Source organism: Halomonas sp. G11 (assembly GCF_001663515.1).
Classification (GTDB): Bacteria; Pseudomonadota; Gammaproteobacteria; order Pseudomonadales; family Halomonadaceae; genus Vreelandella.
Genome location: NZ_LYXG01000008.1, coordinates 63803 through 82731, shown reverse-complemented (window position 1 = coordinate 82731; position 18929 = coordinate 63803). Strand labels below are relative to the sequence as shown.

General features: G+C 59.0%; 15 protein-coding genes. 6 read left to right on the top strand and 9 right to left on the bottom strand.

Annotated elements, in window-relative coordinates; translation table 11 throughout:
• Window positions 1–37: 37 nt before the first annotated feature.
• From nirD to ADS46_RS04730, 3 genes are read right to left on the bottom strand one after another with little or no spacing between them, the layout of a single operon-like run.
• Window positions 38–430, bottom strand: a complete 393-nt coding sequence (gene nirD, locus ADS46_RS04740) for a nitrite reductase small subunit NirD (protein ID WP_066316968.1) — start codon at window positions 428–430, stop codon at window positions 38–40.
• A gap of 47 nt (window positions 431–477) precedes the next feature.
• Complete coding sequence (nirB, locus tag ADS46_RS04735) at window positions 478–2985, bottom strand: nitrite reductase large subunit NirB (protein ID WP_066316965.1); 2508 nt, start codon at window positions 2983–2985, stop codon at window positions 478–480.
• A gap of 2 nt (window positions 2986–2987) precedes the next feature.
• Window positions 2988–4328 (bottom strand): NAD(P)/FAD-dependent oxidoreductase, encoded by a 1341-nt coding sequence (locus ADS46_RS04730; protein WP_066316962.1) that lies wholly within the window; start codon window positions 4326–4328, stop codon window positions 2988–2990.
• Window positions 4329–5007: 679 nt separating this feature from the next.
• On the opposite strand from ADS46_RS04730, the gene ADS46_RS04725 reads away from it, so the two are divergent.
• From ADS46_RS04725 to ADS46_RS04715, 3 genes are read left to right on the top strand one after another with little or no spacing between them, the layout of a single operon-like run.
• Complete coding sequence (locus tag ADS46_RS04725; protein ID WP_066316953.1) at window positions 5008–7728, top strand: nitrate reductase; 2721 nt, start codon at window positions 5008–5010, stop codon at window positions 7726–7728.
• Window positions 7688–8587 carry a uroporphyrinogen-III C-methyltransferase gene (gene cobA, locus ADS46_RS04720; protein ID WP_066316949.1) on the top strand — a complete coding sequence of 300 codons (900 nt, stop codon included), beginning with the start codon at window positions 7688–7690 and terminating at the stop codon, window positions 8585–8587. Before ADS46_RS04725 ends, cobA begins: the two co-directional genes overlap by 41 nt.
• Window positions 8588–8589: 2 nt before the next feature.
• Window positions 8590–10314 carry a bifunctional protein-serine/threonine kinase/phosphatase gene (locus ADS46_RS04715; protein WP_066316946.1) on the top strand — a complete coding sequence of 575 codons (1725 nt, stop codon included), beginning with the start codon at window positions 8590–8592 and terminating at the stop codon, window positions 10312–10314.
• Here the strand turns inward: ADS46_RS04715 and ADS46_RS04710 are convergent.
• Window positions 10308–11759 carry a phospholipase D-like domain-containing protein gene (locus ADS46_RS04710; protein WP_066316944.1) on the bottom strand — a complete coding sequence of 484 codons (1452 nt, stop codon included), beginning with the start codon at window positions 11757–11759 and terminating at the stop codon, window positions 10308–10310. The two genes, ADS46_RS04715 and ADS46_RS04710, sit on opposite strands and share 7 nt — an antisense overlap.
• Before the next feature lie 124 nt (window positions 11760–11883).
• Between ADS46_RS04710 and arfA the strand changes: the two genes are divergently transcribed.
• Window positions 11884–12120 carry an alternative ribosome rescue factor ArfA gene (arfA, locus tag ADS46_RS18455; protein WP_234346766.1) on the top strand — a complete coding sequence of 79 codons (237 nt, stop codon included), beginning with the start codon at window positions 11884–11886 and terminating at the stop codon, window positions 12118–12120.
• Between the two features lie 105 nt (window positions 12121–12225).
• Here the strand turns inward: arfA and ADS46_RS04700 are convergent, their stop codons facing one another.
• The 4 genes from ADS46_RS04700 to ADS46_RS04685 all read right to left on the bottom strand — a co-directional run bounded on the left by ADS46_RS04700 (window position 12226) and on the right by ADS46_RS04685 (window position 15779).
• Window positions 12226–12474 carry a hypothetical protein gene (locus ADS46_RS04700; protein ID WP_066316942.1) on the bottom strand — a complete coding sequence of 83 codons (249 nt, stop codon included), beginning with the start codon at window positions 12472–12474 and terminating at the stop codon, window positions 12226–12228.
• Between the two features lie 296 nt (window positions 12475–12770).
• Window positions 12771–14618 (bottom strand): ABC transporter ATP-binding protein, encoded by a 1848-nt coding sequence (locus tag ADS46_RS04695; RefSeq protein WP_066316936.1) that lies wholly within the window; start codon window positions 14616–14618, stop codon window positions 12771–12773.
• 67 nt (window positions 14619–14685) lie between these two features.
• Window positions 14686–15216 carry a chromate transporter gene (locus ADS46_RS04690; RefSeq protein WP_066316933.1) on the bottom strand — a complete coding sequence of 177 codons (531 nt, stop codon included), beginning with the start codon at window positions 15214–15216 and terminating at the stop codon, window positions 14686–14688.
• Entirely contained in the window at window positions 15213–15779 is a 567-nt protein-coding gene (locus tag ADS46_RS04685; RefSeq protein ID WP_066316931.1) for a chromate transporter, read from the bottom strand. The genes ADS46_RS04690 and ADS46_RS04685 overlap by 4 nt, the downstream gene beginning before the upstream one ends.
• A gap of 174 nt (window positions 15780–15953) precedes the next feature.
• On the opposite strand from ADS46_RS04685, the gene ADS46_RS04680 reads away from it, so the two are divergent.
• Together ADS46_RS04680 and ADS46_RS04675 are read left to right on the top strand one after the other, a co-directional pair.
• Window positions 15954–16622: a GntR family transcriptional regulator gene (locus ADS46_RS04680; RefSeq protein ID WP_066316927.1), complete on the top strand. Its 669-nt coding sequence runs from the start codon at window positions 15954–15956 to the stop codon at window positions 16620–16622.
• Between the two features lie 78 nt (window positions 16623–16700).
• Window positions 16701–17264, top strand: a complete 564-nt coding sequence (locus ADS46_RS04675) for a DUF1415 domain-containing protein (RefSeq protein ID WP_066316925.1) — start codon at window positions 16701–16703, stop codon at window positions 17262–17264.
• Here the strand turns inward: ADS46_RS04675 and ADS46_RS04670 are convergent.
• Entirely contained in the window at window positions 17255–18913 is a 1659-nt protein-coding gene (locus ADS46_RS04670) for a diguanylate cyclase domain-containing protein (RefSeq protein ID WP_082925985.1), read from the bottom strand. The two genes, ADS46_RS04675 and ADS46_RS04670, sit on opposite strands and share 10 nt — an antisense overlap.
• Window positions 18914–18929 lie beyond the last annotated feature (16 nt).

Below are 18929 nucleotides of genomic sequence, written 5' to 3'. Positions count from 1 at the left end.
ACAGTATAACAGCAGCGCATGTTAACGAGGGGTGGCGCTACCCCTCAATCCATACCTCATCGCCTTTAAATTCGACCTTCCAGGTCCGCAGTTTGACGTCTTCATCTTCCAAACACTGGCCATCTTCCAGGCGGAAGTGCTGTTTGTAGATGGGTGAGGCAACCACCGGGGCGCCTTTTAGATCGCCGACAATACCCCGGGCGATGACGTTGGCGTTGGAGAACGGGTCGTGGTGGTCGAGGGCGTAAAGCTCGTTGCCATGGCCGGGTAAATAGAAGATGGCCACCTGGGCCGGGGGCTCCACATTGTCCAGCCAGGCGGCCACCCCGGAAAATTCCACCAGGTCGGCCTTGCTGCAGACTTTTTGCCAGGTCTTGCTGTTTTCAACACTCACGGTATCCATCTCTTTTTTCATTGCCGTTGCGGTCATGGGATGCCTCGTCGTTTGATCATTGTTTATTCAGTGAAAAGCGTCGCTTAAGCAGGCCGTAGCTGGCCGCGCTCGCTGGTCATGATGATCGATGGGTCCGGGCGCTCGTCGTTGACGAAGCTTCTGAAGCGCTTGAGCTTTTCCGGATCGCTGATCGCGTCGGCCCATTCGCACTGGTAGTTGTCGATGACGGTTTGCATCTGACGTTCGAGTTCATCGCCAATGCCCAGGCTGTCTTCAAGCACCACCTCTTTGAGGTAATCCAGGCCGCCTTCGAGGTTTTCCCGCCATACCGAGGTGCGCTGCAGGCGATCGGCGGTGCGCACATAGAACATCAGAAAGCGGTCGATGGTGCGGTACAGCTGCTCGTCGTCCAGGTCGGTGGCGAACAGTTCGGCGTGGCGCGGGCGCATGCCGCCGTTGCCGCACACATACAGGTTCCAGCCGTTTTCGGTGGCAATGATGCCGATGTCCTTGCTTTGGGCCTCGGCGCACTCGCGGGTGCAGCCGGACACGCCAAACTTGATCTTGTGGGGCGAGCGCAGACCCTTGTAGCGGTTTTCCAGTTGGATGGCCATGCCGACGCTGTCCTGCACGCCGTAACGGCACCAGGTGCTGCCGACGCAGGACTTCACTGTACGTAGCGACTTGCCATAGGCGTGGCCGGTCTCAAAACCGGCTTCGATCAGCTCGCCCCAGATATCCGGCAGGTCTTCCAGGCGCGCACCGAACAGGTCAATACGCTGCCCGCCGGTAACTTTGGAGTAGAGGCCATACTTCTTGGCGACTTCGCCAAGCACGATCAGTTTATCCGGGGTGATTTCGCCACCGGCAACCCGCGGCACCACCGAGTAGGTGCCGTTTTTCTGCATATTGGCCATGAAGGTGTCGTTGGTGTCCTGCAGTGGCACATGGGCGGCGTCGGTGATCGGCTCGTTGAAGCAGGAGGCGAGAATCGAGGCCACGGCGGGTTTGCAGATATCGCAGCCCAGACGGTGGGTCTCAGGGTTGCCGTGCTTGTCGATCAGCTCGCTGAAGGTCTTGATGCCTTCCACGCGCACAATGTCGTAAAGCCCCTGGCGGGTATGGGCGAAGTGCTCGCAGATCGATTTGTCGACCTCCACGCCGCGGGCTTCGAGCTCGTGATCCACGACACTTTTGAGCAGTGCCGTGCAGCCACCACAGCCGGTGCTGGCCTTGGTTTCGCCCTTCACGCCCGCTAAATCGGCCGTGCCGCCGTCAATGGTGGCGCAAATGTCGCCCTTGGAAACGTTATGACAGGAGCAGATGGTGGCGGTTTCCGGCAGCGCACCAGGGCCCAATGCGGGGGCGGCACCACTGCTTTGCGGCAGAATTAGCGAGGCGGGTTCTTCAGGCAGCTCGATGCCGTTTGAATAGTACTGCAGCAGAGTATCGTAGGCACTGTTATCGCCCACCAGCATGGCGCCCAGCAGCTTCTTGCCGTCGCTGGAGACGACCATCTTGCGGTACACCTGGGTGAGCGGGTCGAGGTAGCGGAACATCCGCGCCCCCGGGTTCTGGTTGCCGTGGGCGTCGCCAATCGACCCCACATCCACGCCGAGCAGTTTGAGCTTGGTGCTCATGTCGGCGCCGCTAAAGCGGGTATCGCCGTCGGTCAGAGTGGCGAGCGCCGCCTTGGCCATCTGATAGCCCGGGGCAACCAGGCCGAAAATGCTCTGGTTCCATAGGGCGACTTCACCGATCGCCAGGATGGCGGGGTCGCTGGTGCGGCATTGGTCGTCGACCACCACGCCGCCGCGCTCGCCGATCTCCAGGTCGCAATCCCGGGCCAGCTGGTCGCGGGGGCGAATGCCCGCCGAAAACACGATCAGGTCGGTTTCCAGCACCTTGTCGTCCTGGAACACCATGCGGTGACGGCTCGCGTCGCCATCCTCGATGCGCTGGGTGGCGCGCTCGGTGAGTACCTGCACGCCCAGCGCTTCGATTTTTTCGCGCAGTAATTCGCCGCCCTCATTGTCAACCTGCATGGGCATTAGCCGCCCGGCAAACTCCACCACGGCAGTATCAAGGTTCAAGCCGCGCAGCGCATTGGCGGCCTCCAGGCCCAGCAGCCCGCCGCCGACCACCACGCCGTTGGTGGCGTTTTCCGCCGCCGCGCGAATGTCGTCAAGGTCGTCCAGGGTGCGATACACCAGGCAGCCATCACGGTCGTTGCCGGGAATCGGCGGCACAAAGGGGTAGGAGCCGGTGGCCAGCACCAGCTTGTCGTAGGGGTATCGGCCCTGGTCGGTCACCACTTCCTGCTGGTCGCGGTCGATGTGCGTCACGGCTTCGCCGGTGCGCAGCGTGACGCCGCTGGTGGTGTAGTAGTCGGCGTCGCACAGGGCGAGCGACTCGGCATCGCGGCCGCTGAAATATTCCGACAGGTGGACGCGATCATAGGCCCGGTGACGCTCTTCGCCAAACACGGTGACCTGGTAGCGCTCAAGAGCGCCGTTATCGACCAGTTGCTCGACCAGGTGGTGGCCGACCATGCCGTTACCAATAATAATGAGCTGCTGTTGGGTAGACATGCTTAAGCCGCCTCCGACGTTGAATGAGAAGAGTGTTTGGAAGAATGTTGAGCAGAGAGCTCAGAAGAATCAGGGGGCAGTTGGGCTGCCGCTTCACGCAGCACCTCGACATCCGCGGCACCAAACAGCAGCGCCTGACGGAAGCCGCTGAGGTCGTGCCCCGCCAGCGCCTGCTCGAAATACCAGGGGCCCTGTTGGGTGTCGCCGTACAGCACGGCGCCTTCAATGCGGCCGTCGCGCAGTAACACGCGCCGATAATCGCCCCGGTGGGGGTCGTGGTAGCACAAGACGTCGTGCTCGGGCGCTGCCTCGGTAGGGCCAAACGCGAAGAGCGAGACGCCGCTGACTTTCAGCTTGGTAGCGGTGGGAACCTCGCGATAACCGTCGCCCGCGTCGCCACAAAGCACCGCCGCCAGCACCTCGACCTGATGCCAGATAGGCTCGACCAGCCCATAGGTATGCTGCTCAAACTGGCAGCACTCACCCAAGGCAAAAATATGCGGGTCGGAGGTGGTGAGATGGCGGTCGACCTTGACGGCACGGTCGGTGGTAAGCCCGGCCTGCTGGCCCAATTCGGCGTTGGGGGTAATGCCAGCGGCGATAATCACGCTGTCGGCGGGCAGTCGACGGCCGTCATTCAGGATGGCAGCGCAGACGCGGCCGGTCGGGTCGCCTTCGAGTTTTGCCAGCTGTGCCTGGGTGACGATGTTAAGCCCGCGCTCAACCAGCGAGGCTTTCAGCAGATTGGCGGCGGTGGCGTCCAACTGGCGGTTCATCAGCCGGTCGCTGCGTTGTAAAACGCTTACCTGCAGTCCCTGGCCGCGCTTGCGTAGCCCTTCGGCGGCTTCCAGGCCCAGCAGGCCGCCACCGATCACCAGTGCATGGCCGCCTTGTTGGGCAATGGCCTCCAGCGTTGCGGCGTCGTCCTGGTCCCGAAAGCCATGGACGCCATCCAGCGCTATACCTTGCACCTTGGGAAGTGTCGGGCGTGAGCCGGTGGCCAGCACGAGGCGATCATAGTAGAGGGTTTTGCCTGCGTCGGTTGCCAGTGTGCGGCTGTCACGGTCGATGTGCTCGACGCGTTCGCCCAGCTTGAGCGTTACGCCGTTGTCCTGATACCAGTCAGCGTCGCGCAGCGTTAGCGCCTCTGGCTGCATGTCACCGGCAAGCAACGGCGAAAGCAGAATGCGGTTGTAAGCGGGCACCGGCTCTTCCCCAATCACGGTGATGGCTCTGGGGCGTTGAGGATGATTGACCAGCGCTTCCACCAACCGGTGGCTGGCCATGCCGTTGCCGATGATGACCAGGTGGTCATCGGGTGAGCACCGGGAAAAAGTTTCCATGGGTGGCTCCTCATCTTGCATGATGGTGATTCGCTCCAAACAAAAACGCCCCTGACACATGCGCTTCCTGCGAGCAGGATGAACAAGGTCAGGGGCGTCGTTGCCCGGTAACGTTGATTAACGCGTGGCCGCCGCCATTGGCTGCCAACAAGTTATATATCTAACTAGTAGCAAGTCAGCGGCCAACTCAGGGGTATTCTTTTTTTTTAGTTTATTTTCATCATGTTGAGTAGGCGTATAAGAAATGCTGAGGGGCCGCTCCTTGTGGCTTTGTGCACGCTGTTGGTGCGCCATGGATGGTGAGCTGCACTTTCAGTACGCAAGTTTGAGGTGCCAGGGGGGTAAGCTGACGATAGGAAGACGGCCGGTTTTTCTATTTAAGTATCTGTTTTTAAATAATAATTTAGGCGATTCCGAATAATGGCTTAGGGTTTGCAACCCTACGAGTACAAGCAACAAACGCGCATTGCAGTGCGTTCACCAAAAAACAGTGGCAGCGAATAAGCCCAATAACGTTGTTAGACAAATAAGTATCTTTAAACAATACGTTTGGCACCTTTAGCGGTGCCCGCTGCGGCAACGACGTCCAGCCAGCTGATCGCCTTGCGCTTTGCGCAACAGGGTCAGCGGCCTGGACGTTTTTTTATGGGTGGCGTTTGCAATTTGCCGAGGAGTCATCATGTACCAAGTCAAAACGACTTGCCCCTACTGTGGCGTTGGTTGCGGCGTTAACGCGACCGTGGCGGAGAATGGCACACTGAGTGCTGTCGAGGGCGACCGTGAACACCCCGCCAATTTCGGGCGGCTGTGCGTCAAAGGTTCAGCTCTTCACGAAACGCTGGGCGAGCAGGGGCGTCTGATCAAGCCGCGTGTAGATGGCGAAGAGGTCTCGTGGGAACAGGCCTTAAGTGTCACCGCCGAACGCTTAAACACCCTGCGGGCCGAGCATGGCAACCACAGCGTGGCGGCGTACCTTTCGGGCCAGCTGCTGACGGAAGATTATTACGTTGCCAACAAGTTGTTTAAAGGTTTCTTGGGCACGTCGCATCTGGATACCAACTCGCGGCTGTGCATGGCCTCTGCGGTGGCGGGGTACAAGCGCGCCTTCGGTGCCGATGCGGTGCCCTGTAACTATGAAGATCTGGAAGAGGCCGAACTGGTCGTGCTGGTAGGGTCCAACCTGGCCTGGAATCACCCGGTGCTCTACCAGCGCATCAAGGTTGCCAAAGAACGTAACCCGTTGATGCGCGTGGTGGTGATTGACCCCCGTGTGACCGACAGCTGTGAAATCGCCGACCTGTACCTGGGCATTAAACCCGGCAGCGACGCAGTGTTGTTCAACGGCCTGCTGGCCTGGATGGCGGCCAAGAACAAGCTGGACACGGTGTATCTGGAGCGCCATACCCAAGGCGTTGACGATGCGCTAAGCGCCGCCCAGCAGTCGGCTGGTTCCATCGTTGAAGTGGCGGCTGCCTGCGAGATCGATGCCGAGCGCCTGGAAACCCTCTACTACTGGTTTGCCAGCCAGCTGCACGTGGTAACGCTTTACTCCCAAGGGATCAATCAGTCGTCCAGCGGCACCGACAAGTGCAATGCGATCATCAACTGCCACCTGGCGGGGGGCAAAATCGGCTTGCCGGGGGCAGGGCCTTTCTCGATTACCGGCCAGCCCAATGCCATGGGCGGACGCGAGGTGGGCGGCCTGGCCAACCAACTGGCTGCGCACATGGATTATGGCACCCCGGGGGCGCGAGATCTGGTCAGCCGCTTTTGGGCCACCGACAATCTGGCGCCCACGTTGCCGAATGGCCCTGGCTACAAAGCGGTTGAGCTGTTTGACGCCATCGAGCGTGGCGAGATAAAAGCGCTCTGGGTGATGGCCACCAACCCGGCGATTAGCCTGCCCGATGCCGCCCACGTGAGGGCCGCACTGGAAAAGTGTCCGCTGGTGATCGTCTCGGAGTGCGCGGCAAATACCGACCTGCTGCCCTACGCTGACATCGTGCTGCCCGCGTCCGGGTGGTCTGAAAAAGACGGCACGGTGACCAACTCCGAGCGCTGTATTTCGCGCCAGCGGGGCATGTTGCCGCCGCCCGGCGAGGCCCGCCACGACTGGCAGATCATCTGCGATGTGGCTAAGCAGTTGGGTTTCGGGGAGGCGTTTGATTACACCCACCCCAGCGAAATATTCGACGAGCACGCACGGCTGTCGGGCTTTGAAAATGCCACTACTACCCAGCGGCTGTTCGATATTTCAGGCCTCGTGGGCCTGGGCCGCGACGGTTATGACGCGCTTACGCCGATCCAGTGGCCGGTAAATGCCCAGGCCCCCAACGGGACAGCCCGCTTGTTTGAAGACGGGCAGTTTGCCACGCCTGACGGCCGCGCCAGGTTGCTGCCGATTACCCCGCGGGGGCCCGAACAGAGGCTCAGCCAAGCGTATCCTTTGCGTCTCAACACCGGGCGGATACGCGATCAGTGGCATACCATGACGCGCACCGCCCGCTCGCCGCGGCTGATGAACCACCGCGCTGAGCCCTTTATCGATGTCCACCCTGAGGACGCCGCCGAAGCGGGCATAAAGGATCAGTCGCTCGCCGTCTTGTCCGCCGCCACGGGGCAATACCGGGCCCGGGCCAGGGTATCCAAGGCTCAGCGTCGCGGCGAGGTGTTCGTGCCTATTCACTGGACGGATTGTTTCAGCCAAAATGCACGCAGCAGCGCCTTGATACAGCGTATCATGGACCCGGTCTCCGGCCAGCCTGAAGCCAAGCATGGCGCCGTGGCGCTGGCACCCCTGGCACCTGCCTGGGAGGCAACGCTGCTCGTTGCCGATCACAGCGTCATGCCTGCGGGACGCCCCGCCTGGTGCGAAAGCGACTATTGGACGCGTATTCCCATGCGCGGCTGCCAACGCTGGCAACTGGCAGGGGCGAAGGCCGTTAACGATTGGTTTGCCACACTGGCGGCGTGGCTGCCCGCATCACCAGCGCTTTGGTGCGAAGATGTCGCGACGGGTGGTCTGCGCGCGGCCGGTGTGGAAAATGACCAGCTCAAGTGGTGGTTGATGGTAGGGCCGCCCGATGAACTACCTGGCCTCGCCTGGCTGGAAGCGCGTTTTAACGATGATCGTATCGACGATACCCATCGTCGGCGCCTGTTGGCAGGCTGTGATGACGGCGCGGCGGATACCGGCCCGGTGATCTGTAGCTGCCATCAGGTGGGCCAAACCGCGATTGTTGATGCCATCCGGAATGGCGACACCAGCGTGGAGGCGCTGGGCGCACGGCTTGCCTGCGGGACCCAGTGCGGCAGTTGCATTCCTGAATTGAAATCGCTATTGGAAGAGGAGCGCCCCAATGCGCGCGCTAAGCAAAGTTCCGCTCATGAAGTGGTGTAATTCCCTGGCGCGGCTGGTGAGTCGTTTCAATCCAGGCTGGATAGGGGGTGAGAAACTCGACCGTTATACGTCGAACCGCCTGCCGCTCAAGGGCGATTGTCAGCCTGGGCATGTATATCTGGTCGGGGCCGGTAGTGGCGATGTCGAGCTGCTGACGCTCAAGGCGGCTCGCCTGCTGTGCCAGGCAGACGCCGTGGTGTACGACCGGCTAGTGGGCGACGACGTGCTGGCGCTGATTCCACGTGGCACCGAGCGACATTATGTGGGCAAGGCCAGCGGGCACCACAGCATGCCACAGGCCGAGATTGGCGCCTTGATGGTCACGCTTGCCAGGGCGGGCAAGTCGGTGGTGCGTCTTAAAGGTGGCGACCCGGCCATTTTTGGCCGTATGGGCGAAGAGCTTGATGCGCTGGCTGCCGCTCATGTACCCGCCACGATCGTCCCGGGAATTACGGCGGCGTCTTCGGCGGCGGCGTGCATGGGCATTCCGCTGACCGACCGGGGCCACGCCCAGCAGCTTCGGTTTGTCACCGCCCAGCTGTGCCGTGAAGACGGCACCCCGGACTGGTCGGCGCTTGCCCGGCGTGACGAAACCCTGGTGTTCTACATGGGGCTTTCCAAGGTCGAGGCGATCTGCGCTGGCCTGCGCGATGCGGGGCTGCCCGATGACTGGCCGATCATGCTGGTGGCCAACGCCAGCCAGCCGGACCAGCAGTCGTTAGTGGGCACGCTTGCGGATATGCCCTTACAGCTCGCCGCCTCACCGCTACCGTCACCCTGTGTGATAATGGTGGGCAGCGTGGTGACGCGTGTGGCGACAAGCCCGGCGGCTCTCGATATCCATAACGCCGTTTACTGAGTATGGCAACGCTGCGCATTTCCCTGGGCCAGTATTCCGATAAAGGCCGTAAGCCGAGCAATCAGGATTTTTATGGCGCCTATTTGCCCGACGGTGCCCAGCAGCGTCATAAGGGCATCGCCATTGCGTTGGCCGATGGCATCAGCAGCAGCACGGTGAGTCGTGAGGCCAGCGAAGCCGCGATGGGCGGCTTTCTTGGCGATTACTACGCTACGCCTTCCTCCTGGAGCGTCAAGAATGCGGCCCAGCGCGTGCTTCAGGCCACCAATGCGTGGCTGTATGCGCAAACCCGGCAGAGCCAATACCGTTACGACATGGACCGCGGCTATGTCTGTACGCTGAGCGCCATGGTGATTAAATCGGCCACCGCGCACCTGTTTCATGTCGGTGATAGCCGTATTTACCAGTTGGCGGGCAGTTCGCTGGAGCCACTGACCGAAGACCATCGCTTCTGGGCCTCCCGTGAGGTGAGCCATCTAAGCCGCGCCATGGGGGCAAGCCAGCACCTGGAGCTCGATTATCGTGCGGTGTCGCTCAGCGAAGGCGATGTGTTTTTGCTGGCCACCGACGGCGTGTACGAGTGGCTGTCTCCCCAAGTCATGGCTTTGAAGATTCATGAAAATGCCGCCGACCTGGACGTGGCTGCCCAGGCACTGGTGCACGCGGCGCTGGCCAATGGCAGCGACGATAACCTGACAGTCCAACTGGTGCGCATCGAAACGCTGCCCGACCGGGACGCCGATGAACTCTACGATGCGCTGGGCGGGTTGCCATCGCCACCCGAGCTTCGTCCCAACAGCGAGCTGGACGGCCTGCGCATCATACGCCACCTGCACGCCAGCGCCCGTAGCCATGTGTATCTGGCGCACGACCCGGAAAGCGGGCAGCACGTCGTGGTGAAAACGTTATCCACCGAACTTGCCGAAGACCCCGCCAGTGTCGAGCGTTTCGTGCGTGAGGAGTGGATCGCCCGGCGTATCGACAACCCCCATGTGCTCTCGGCGCCCGAGCAGCGAAAGCCCCGGCGTTACCTGTACAGCGTATGGGCGTATATCGATGGGCAGACCCTGACCCAGTGGATGCGTGACCACCCTGAGCCCGACCTGGTCGAGGTCCGCGGTATTATCGAGCAAGTAGCCAAAGGCTTGCGTGCCTTCCACCGCCTGGAAATGCTGCACCAGGATGTACGTCCGGACAACATCATGATTGATCGACACGGCACGGTTCGCTTGATTGATTTTGGAGCCGTCCGGGTGGCGGGCATTGCTGAAGCCGACGAGGCCGGTGGTGAGGATATTCTCGGCACGGCGCAATACACGGCGCCGGAATATTTTCTGGGCGAAGGTGGAACCCCAAGGTCGGACCTATACTCCCTTGCGGTGATAGCCTACCAGATGCTGACAGGCACGCTGCCTTACGGCACCGCGGTGGCCAAAACCCGTACCCGGGCTGCCCAGCGCAAGCTGGCTTACCAATCGGCGCTGAGTGAAAACCGTGAGCTGCCCGCCTGGGTGGATGAGGTGCTCAAAAAAGCCCTGCACCCGAACCCTCAATACCGCTACCCGGCGCTTTCGGAGTTTATTTTCGAACTGCGCTCGCCAAGCCCAGGCACCCTGAAGCAATCGCGCCCGCCGCTCCTGGAGCGCGACCCGGTGCGTTTTTGGCAGTGGCTGTGTGCCTTGCTGGGTATCATTATTGTGGTGCTTTTGGTCAATATGCCTCAATAAGTCGTGAGTTTGAGATAGGCCTGGACGCCGTAAACTACGCGCTGCCATTCGGATAGGGTGTTTTGGTACTCTTCTGCCTCCAGGGTGTAATCGCCCCCTTCGTTATGCCACAGCCTCAGGAAGTACTCGTCCACCTCACGCATCACATCGGCATCGTTGGGACCTGATATCATCAGGCTGGCCTCAAGATTGTAATTATCCAGGTTTCGGCTGGTGAAGTTGGTCGAGCCGCTGATAATGGTGCTTTGGTTGGCCTGGCGTAGCAGCATCATTTTGGGGTGGAATTGTTCTAGCTCCACGTCGTACCAGCGTACGCGGATCTCACCGTCGGTATCTTCCATCAGTTCTTCGACCACAGGGCGGTTGGGCAAGCCGATTTTTTCACGGCCAAAAGCTTTTTTATTGGGGTCCAGAATCAGCGATACCTGAACCCCGCGCTGGCTGGCCTCGGTAAGCGCGTCGACGACTTCCCTGTCTGCAAGGTAGTACATAGCGAGCCATAGCTCGTCTTCTTCGCCAGCACTTTCAATGGTGGTAAGCACGTTATAAAGCGTTTGCCTTTCAGTGGTGTACTGAAGGCTTAATTCACCGGTGGCTGGTTCCTCCGGTGGTGTGTAGCTGGGCAATTGAATACCGCTGTTGCCCAGATCAATCACCGCCTGCTCGGCGCGGAGCAAGTCGTTGATGATCGTCCCTTCGATTTCAAAGGCGACATTCTCATGAAAGCCAGATTCATCGTGCGCATTGGCGGAGGCCACCAGTGCCGTGCGTTCGGTGATCACCACCTTGCGGTGATTGGCTTTGATATTGAACATATCCAGGTAGCCACCCAAATTGAATTTCGGCCCGCCATCAACAAACGGGTTTTCCCACCATTCGCCACCAAGGTCGCCCAGCCACTGCGGCCCCATGCGCCAGAAAGACGAGTAGAGTGGAGTCGAATCGCGCAGCGGCGTCAGGTTAGAGATCACCACGTCGATGTCGTTGTCGCGCAAGCGGTCAAGCCATTCGGCGGGATAGGAGCCGTAGCCCGAATTAATCGCATCGCTGATAAACACAATCGGCATGTCGGGATTGGCGTCGCGTTTGCGAACCAATTGATCAACGAGGTTGTCGCTCAGCGGCGGGTAATCTTCGGAGGGATCATTGACCAAGCCATTGACCATGAAATTATCGATCACGATAAAGTCATCGGCGAGTTCGATCATACGCTCGACTTGGTCAAAAATTTCCTGATCTACATGACGTTCGTCATTTGCGTGGTGCGTCAAGTCACGGAAGAACCCGACATTATCGGTTTGATAGACCGGGCTGGTGTGGGAAATGCCGGGTGGCAGCGGCTTTAGCTGGTGGTACGCCATGAGGGTGAAGTAGAAAGTGAGTATGACCAGAACAACGACACCCAGACGTCGTAACCAACGAACAAAATGTTTAAAGAATGTCACCCGAATCCCCAAGCTAAGGTATGGTCAGCAATAACGTTGCTGAGTGTGCTTTTAAGATAGTGCGTACGCTCAAAGCTGCAATGCAATAGACGCAGATTTTGTACCACGGTAAAAGGAACGCTTGGTGAGCCAGGGTGTCGTAATTGTCGGCGCTAGCCAGCGCCAAGTATATCCATTCGATCAGGAGATAACGGTGAAGAAACATCCCATTCGCGATAACGCACTGCAGGCACAGCTGCGAACCCCGATGTTTAAAATGCAGCAGCAAACGCCGAAAAAAGGCAAAGGCAGCTACTCCCGTAAAGGACGCAATTCCCTTAAAAGCCAAAAGGTCCTGAGGGGGTATCGCCAAGTCGCTTGAGCCAGCATTGACGCTAGGTGATTTGGCCATACCTCCATCATGCTTTTTGATTGCTTTACACAACCAATAAGACGCCCCGGCCACTGCTCGTGACCGGGGCGATCGCTATGTCAGCCGACTCCCGCAGTATGGACATGTTTCGTGGGCGTCACGGGTTTCAGCCTGATGGCGCTGGTTGCGCCGGTCTGTTTCCTCTACCCCGTGAATGGATACCAGCTGGCCCTGCTCCCAGCGTAAGCCGATGTCTTTCAACAGGTGGGGATCATGAAAACGCAGATCTTGGTAAAGCCGACGCTGCGTGCGCGAGTGCTTTAAAGCGTTGAGTAGTTTGCGGGTAATGGTTGCGATTGCCATTGTCGGTCTCCTGGGTTGGGAGGCCGGGCAACATCGCGATCAGGAAATATCAAAGGTAACGATAAAACAAATGGCCGCGACACTTGCCGCGGCCAATTTCCTCACTACATCCCTGGCGCGCGACAGCAACAAGCTGATACCGCATTATTCATAATGCCATGTAGCTTGTTCATTCGTGTCGCGGGGATTTGCCAGCGCATGATGAGGTCTCTAGAAAGTCTCGTTAATAAGAGCTGCCTTTAAAAGGCAGCTCTTACCTTATAACCGATGCTCATGAGAGCGTCAAGTTTAGTTAGCTATCTGTAACCCGCCGCCTGAAGTCGAAACAGCTTGGCATAGCGGCCGTCTGCGGCGAGCAATTCCTCGTGGGTGCCGCGCTCGACGATACGGCCCTGGTCGATGACCAGGATAAGGTCAGCGCTGCGTACGGTGGAGAAGCGGTGGGAGATCAGAATCGCCATCTTGTCGCGGCTGTGCTCACGGAAGCGGGCAAACACTTCTGCTTCGGCAGCGGCGTCCATCGCGGCGGTGGGTTCGTCGAGCACGATAATATCGGCGTTTTCACGCATGTAAGCACGTGAAAGGGCGATTTTCTGCCACTGGCCGCCGGAGAGCTCCTGGCCGTTCTTGAACCAGCGGCCCAACTGGGTTTGATAGCCGCTGGCCATATTGGCGATGAAGTCATCCGCCATCCCGTGGCGGGCGGCCTCCTGCCAACGTTGCTCATTGTGATAGGCATGGGTATCGCCCACGCCCAGGTTTTCGCCTACCTGCAATTGATAGCGCACGAAATCCTGAAAAATCACCCCGGTCCGCTCGCGCAGCGCTTTTGCCTGCCAATCGCGCAAGTCGCTGCCGTCCAGCAGAATGCGCCCTGCGGTTGGTTGGTAAAGCCGCGTCAACAGCTTGATCAGCGTTGTCTTGCCCGAGCCGTTTTCACCCACCAGGGCCAGGCTCTGCCCGGGGGATAGATGCAGGGAAATATCGTGCAATACCGGTGCGCTGCCAGGATAGGCGAAACTGACGTTTTCAAAGCGCAGACCGTCGCCGGGCAATTCGCCCCGGGTCAGGGTGCCTGTGTCCGCTTCGACCGGCTGTTCCAGGTACTCGTAGAGGTTGGACAGGTAGAGGTTATCTTCGTACATGCCGCTAATCGCGGTCAGGCTGGCGGAAAGCGCGGCCTGTCCTTGCTTGAAGACCATCAGGTACATGGTCATCTGGCCGAGGGTCAGTGCGCCGGTAATCGTTTCAATGACCACCCAGGCATAGGCAGCGTAGAAGGTGAGGGTGCCCAGCAATCCCAGCACAAACCCCCAGCTTTCCCGGCGCAGCGTCAGGCGCCGGTCCTCGGCGAACAGTTGGGTAAAGATATCGCGATAGCGCTTGAGAAAAAGCCCTTCCAGGCCGAACAGCTTCACCTCTTTGATGCTGTCTTCCCGGGCGAGTACGGTCTCCAGATAAATCTGCATGCGGGTTTGTGACGAGCGTCGGCGAAACAGCCGAAAGCCATCTCCTGAAAACTTGGCCTCCGAAATAAACACCGGCAGGGCACCGGCGACCAGAATCAACAGCGCCCAGGGCGAGAACTGCACCAGCAGGACCCCGAAGCTGCCCAGCGAAATGGCATTCTGCAACAGCCCAAAGGTTTTATTCACCAGGGCGAGAGGGCGGGTTGAGGCTTCACGGCGCGCCCGGGTCAGCTGGTCGTAAAGCTCTGAGTCCTCAAACTGGCTAAGCGAGAGCTGGCCGGCTTTCTCCAGGATCATCACGTTGACCTTCTGGCCCAGCAGTGCGCGCAGTAACGACTGCTGGGCGGCAAGCCCGCGCTGGGCCAGCGCAATCAGGGCAATAATGAGTGCCTCGAAAGCAACCAGCTTGAGTACCGGGGTAATCGATACCAGCAGGTTGGGGTCAGTGGCTGCTTGATGGGCATCCATGGCACTCACCACGCCATCCACAATCAACTGGCCGACCCAGGCAGCAACGGCAGGCAGCACGCCGGCGACCAGCGTACACAGCGCTAGACCCAGCATCATCCAGCGCGAGGTTTCCCATACCAGGCCCAGCGCTCGGCGGCTGTAGCCAAACACACTAAGAAAGCTGCTGAGTGGCGCGGTGGAGGCGTCAGAAGAGGATGGCGGCATATGACAACAAGCAGATACCTGGCAGAAAGGACTGCCATGATGCGATGATTAAGCGTGGATAGCCAGGTCAGCCCAGGAAAAGCCCGCCATAAATCAGCGCCCCCACGACCACAAAGGCGGGATGCGTTTTAAAGCGAATCAGCGCAATGCCAGCAGCGACGCCGATAATCAGGGTGTGAATCGTGCCGCTTGAACTAAGGCTTTCGAGCAAAAAGCCCAGGGTCAGCCAGCCCATCATCATGGCGATAACCGGGCGCACCCATTGGCTCATGCGTTTGACGCGGGGAGAGTTGCGATGGCGATACAGAAGACCCAGCGCACCCAGCATGAGCAACAGGGTCGGGATGACTGTGGCGGCCACTGCCACGAAGGCACCGCCAATACCGGCGACTTCATAGCCGATGTAACCGGCCATCTTGGTGGCGATAGGGCTGGGAAGGGCATTACCCAGCGCCAGGGTTTCCGCGAAGGTTCGCGCCGTCATCCAGCCGTAGCGGCCGACGACTTCGGTCTCGATCAGTGGAATAATCGCCGGGCCGCCACCGTAACCGATAATATTGGGGATAAAAAAAGCGAGGAACAGTTCCCAGTAGATCATGCCGACCCCTCAGCTTTTTTATTGCCTTTAGGGCGCAGCAGGGCCGCCAGCAGAATGGCGCCAATCACCCAGCCTGGATGAACACCGAGCCAGTAGATAAGCCCGCCAGCGACAATGGCCATTACGATGCTGGTAAGCCAGCCCAGCGCCGCTTTTGATTTATCAAAAAAGTCCCACGTCAACTGTGCCATCATGACCATGACGACGGGCACCACGGCCTGGCCCATGCCGCGAATCCAGCCAACATCGCGATAACGGCTGAAAATGCTTAACATGGCAATCATGGCAATGATCATGGGTAAAATGATGGCGATAACCGCCGCCGTACAGCCGCTGACACCGCCCACCCGATAGCCGATGTAGCCCGGCATCTTGGTGGCGATAGGGCCGGGTAGCGTGTTGCCGATCGCCAGTACATCGGCGAATTCTTCATCGGTCAGCCAGTGATGGCGGGTGACGACTTCGGCACGCACCAGAGGAATCATGGCGGGACCGCCACCGAACCCTAACAGGCCAACGCGCAAGAATGCCCAGAACAGTTGCCATGTTATAGACGACGTCATGGGCGATGACCCCGCAAGGTCAATGATGAGAAACAGCGCATGGCCGACCCTTGTTTATCGTTTGTCAGTTAAAAAATCGATTATTATGTATAAAATAGAATATAAGCGAGGGCTTCCCAGGGCGTCAACTCCAGCGTTTAGAGGCATGGGCGTCAGGATGAAAAAGGATCTTATATGAACCAGCATCTTCAACCGGTTATCAGCACGGCATCCAGCCGTATTTACGAGACGCTACGCCGGGATTTAGTCGGCGGACGCTTTGCCGCGGGCGAGAAATTGGCGATCAACGCGCTCAAGGAGCATTATCACGTTGGCTTGAGTCCGCTGCGTGAGGCGCTCAACAAGCTGGCCGCCTATGGCCTGTTGATTCAGGAAAATCAGCGTGGCTTTAGAGTGCCGACGCTATCGCGCAGCGAGCTGGATGACATTGCCAATATGCGACTCGAACTCGAGGGCATGGCGTTTGAGCGCGCGATCCAGCACGGTGACGACATATGGGAGGCCGAACTGCTGGCCGCCGCCCATCGCCTGAAACGCGCAGATCTATCGCTGGAAAAAGGCGAGGAGTGGGAGGTGTTACACAGCCAGTTTCACCGCACCCTTGTGGCGCCCTGCGGTTCGGTTTGGCTGTTGCGTTTCATCGAGCAGCTGCATGACCAGTTTGATCGCTACCGTCGTCTGGGCCCCAAAATGCCGACGGTAAGACAAACCCTCGATGAACAGCACCACGAACTGGTAGAGCTTGCCCTGCAGCGTGATAGCAAAGCTGCCCGTGCGCTCATGGACGATCATATCCATAAATCCTATCAGGTGGCCCTCAAGCGTTATCAGGAACACGCCTAGTGCGTATGGCGTGTAAACTGTTGCGCTGTTGGCGATGGCAGGCATCGGCGAGATTACCGAAGGGGACGGGGAGCAGGCATGCAAGACGCAGATAGCACGGTCATCACACAGACCTTGAACTGGGTGAACCGCTTTGTTGTGGCCCACGATATCTGCCCGTTTGCCAGCCGCGAGCTGGCGCGGGAGGCGGTTCGGGTTGAAGTGGTGCGCTCGAAAAAACTGGAAGTGGCGCTGGAAGAACTGATGGTGGAGGTGCATTGGCTAGATGAGCACCCGGAGACAGAAACCACGCTGCTGGTGTTTCCCACGCTGTTTAAAAGCTTTGACCATTATCTGGATTTTGTTGAGCTCGCCGAAAGCATCCTGATTGACCAGGGATATGAAGGCATCTATCAGCTCGCATCGTTTCATCCGGATTACTGTTTTGACGATGCGGATGCTGACGATGCCGCCAACTATACCAATCGCTCCCCCTATCCGATGGTGCATCTGCTGCGTGAAGAGAGCGTCGCAAAGGCGATCGAGTTTTATGGCGATACCGACGCGATCCCTGAGCGTAATGTGGCCCTGCTGAACGGCATGGGCATTGAGGCCGTGGAGCAGTTGTGGCAACGCAGCTGCCGCCTCGATGATCAGGGTTGATGAATCACCAACCGATGTTTGCCCTGCTGCTTGGCGACATACAACGCCGCATCGGCAAACTGCATGACGTCTTCGATGTCATGGCTGTGCTCTGGCCACCATGCAGCTCCCAGGCTGCAGCTGACGGTCACCGCTGGATGCTCGGGCAACGAGGTGGGTTGGGAAATGGAGGCAAGCAGCCGCTCGCTTATCGCCTGGGTCAACGTCGGTAATTGGTCCGCGGGGGCTTTCAAGGCCATGACGAATTCATCACCTCCCCATCGAGCGACAACATCGCTGGCCCGGAGCACTTCCTGCAAGCGCTTGGCAATGTCGATTAACAGCAGATCACCAGCATGATGGCCCAGCTCGTCATTCACTTCCTTAAAGCCGTCCAGGTCAATATACACCAGCGCAATACTTTGCTGTTGGCGCTCGGCCTCGGGCAGGGCGTGCGCGAGATATCGATCAAGGAAGGCGCGGTTCGGCAAGCCGGTCAGCGGGTCGCTAGTGGCGATGTCTTCAAGGCGGCGAATGGTGCGGTTTTGGTCGAGCAGGCGTCCGACCATGTTGCGCATTGACGTGGAGAGGCGCATCAATTCCGGCGAACCTGTTTCCAGGGGAATCTCGTTGGTGGGTTGGCTGGCATCGTGGATAGTGTCTGCGGCGTGAGAAAGACGGGTTAAAGGCGTCGTTAGCCGCGACGCGACAACCCAGCCAACCACGGCAAACACCATGGCCAGCAGCACGCCGATGCCCATGATCACACGTGTGAGTCGCTCCACCGGAGCAAACGCCTGCTCAACCGGCTGACGGCTAACCGCCACCCAGCCCAGACCGGGAAAATCCTCGAAGCCTTGGCTACGGGCCACACCCGTTACATAGCGCTGCTCATCTGGCCATGTCTCAATTGCCCATGAGGGCTTGGCGCTGGCCTGCAAATGCAGGGTGGATAGGCCCGGAACAGACTGTCCCAGCATATCGTCGGGCCCGAGCAAGACGGTGCCATCGGCTGCCAGCAACAGCATTTCGGTGCCCTGGCGCTGTTGCGCAGGCGAGAACATCGCACGCTGAATGTACTCCGCCCATTCCCAGCTAAGGTGAACGGCAAGCACACCCAGGAAAGTGCCGTTCTGGCCGGAGACCGGGGTCGCAATATCCACAAACTTTATCGCTTCGCCATAAGGGTTGGGCAATAGCTGCGATAGCAGCACCGCGTCGTGAACATCCCCTATCCACATACCCTCTTGGCCGTTTTGAAAGACCGGGCGTTGGGCAATGGAAGTACCTTCCAGAATGCCACCGGTGGCGGCTTGAACCACACCGTCGGGGTCGATAAAGCCAATCCATGACACGACGTTGTAATTATCCTGAAGCGTTTCTAACTGAGCGCGAAGGGTATTGTTATCGGTGCCGTCGGTCAGGGCTTCAATGCCCAATAACAATTTCACCTCTTTGATACGGGCGTCCATGCTGCGATCCAGCTTATCGGCCATCTGATAGGCTGATTCTGCCGTAGAAGCGCCGATATTGGCTTCCAACTGATCAGCTGACTGTCGAGCGGCGACCCAGCCAAGCAGGACGGTCATGCCAAATACCAGGGCAACAGCGAGTAGCGTAAAGCGTGTACGCAGGGATATCTGGCTTAGCCGCAGGGCGTTGTCTGGCATTCAGGCGTCTCGTGGG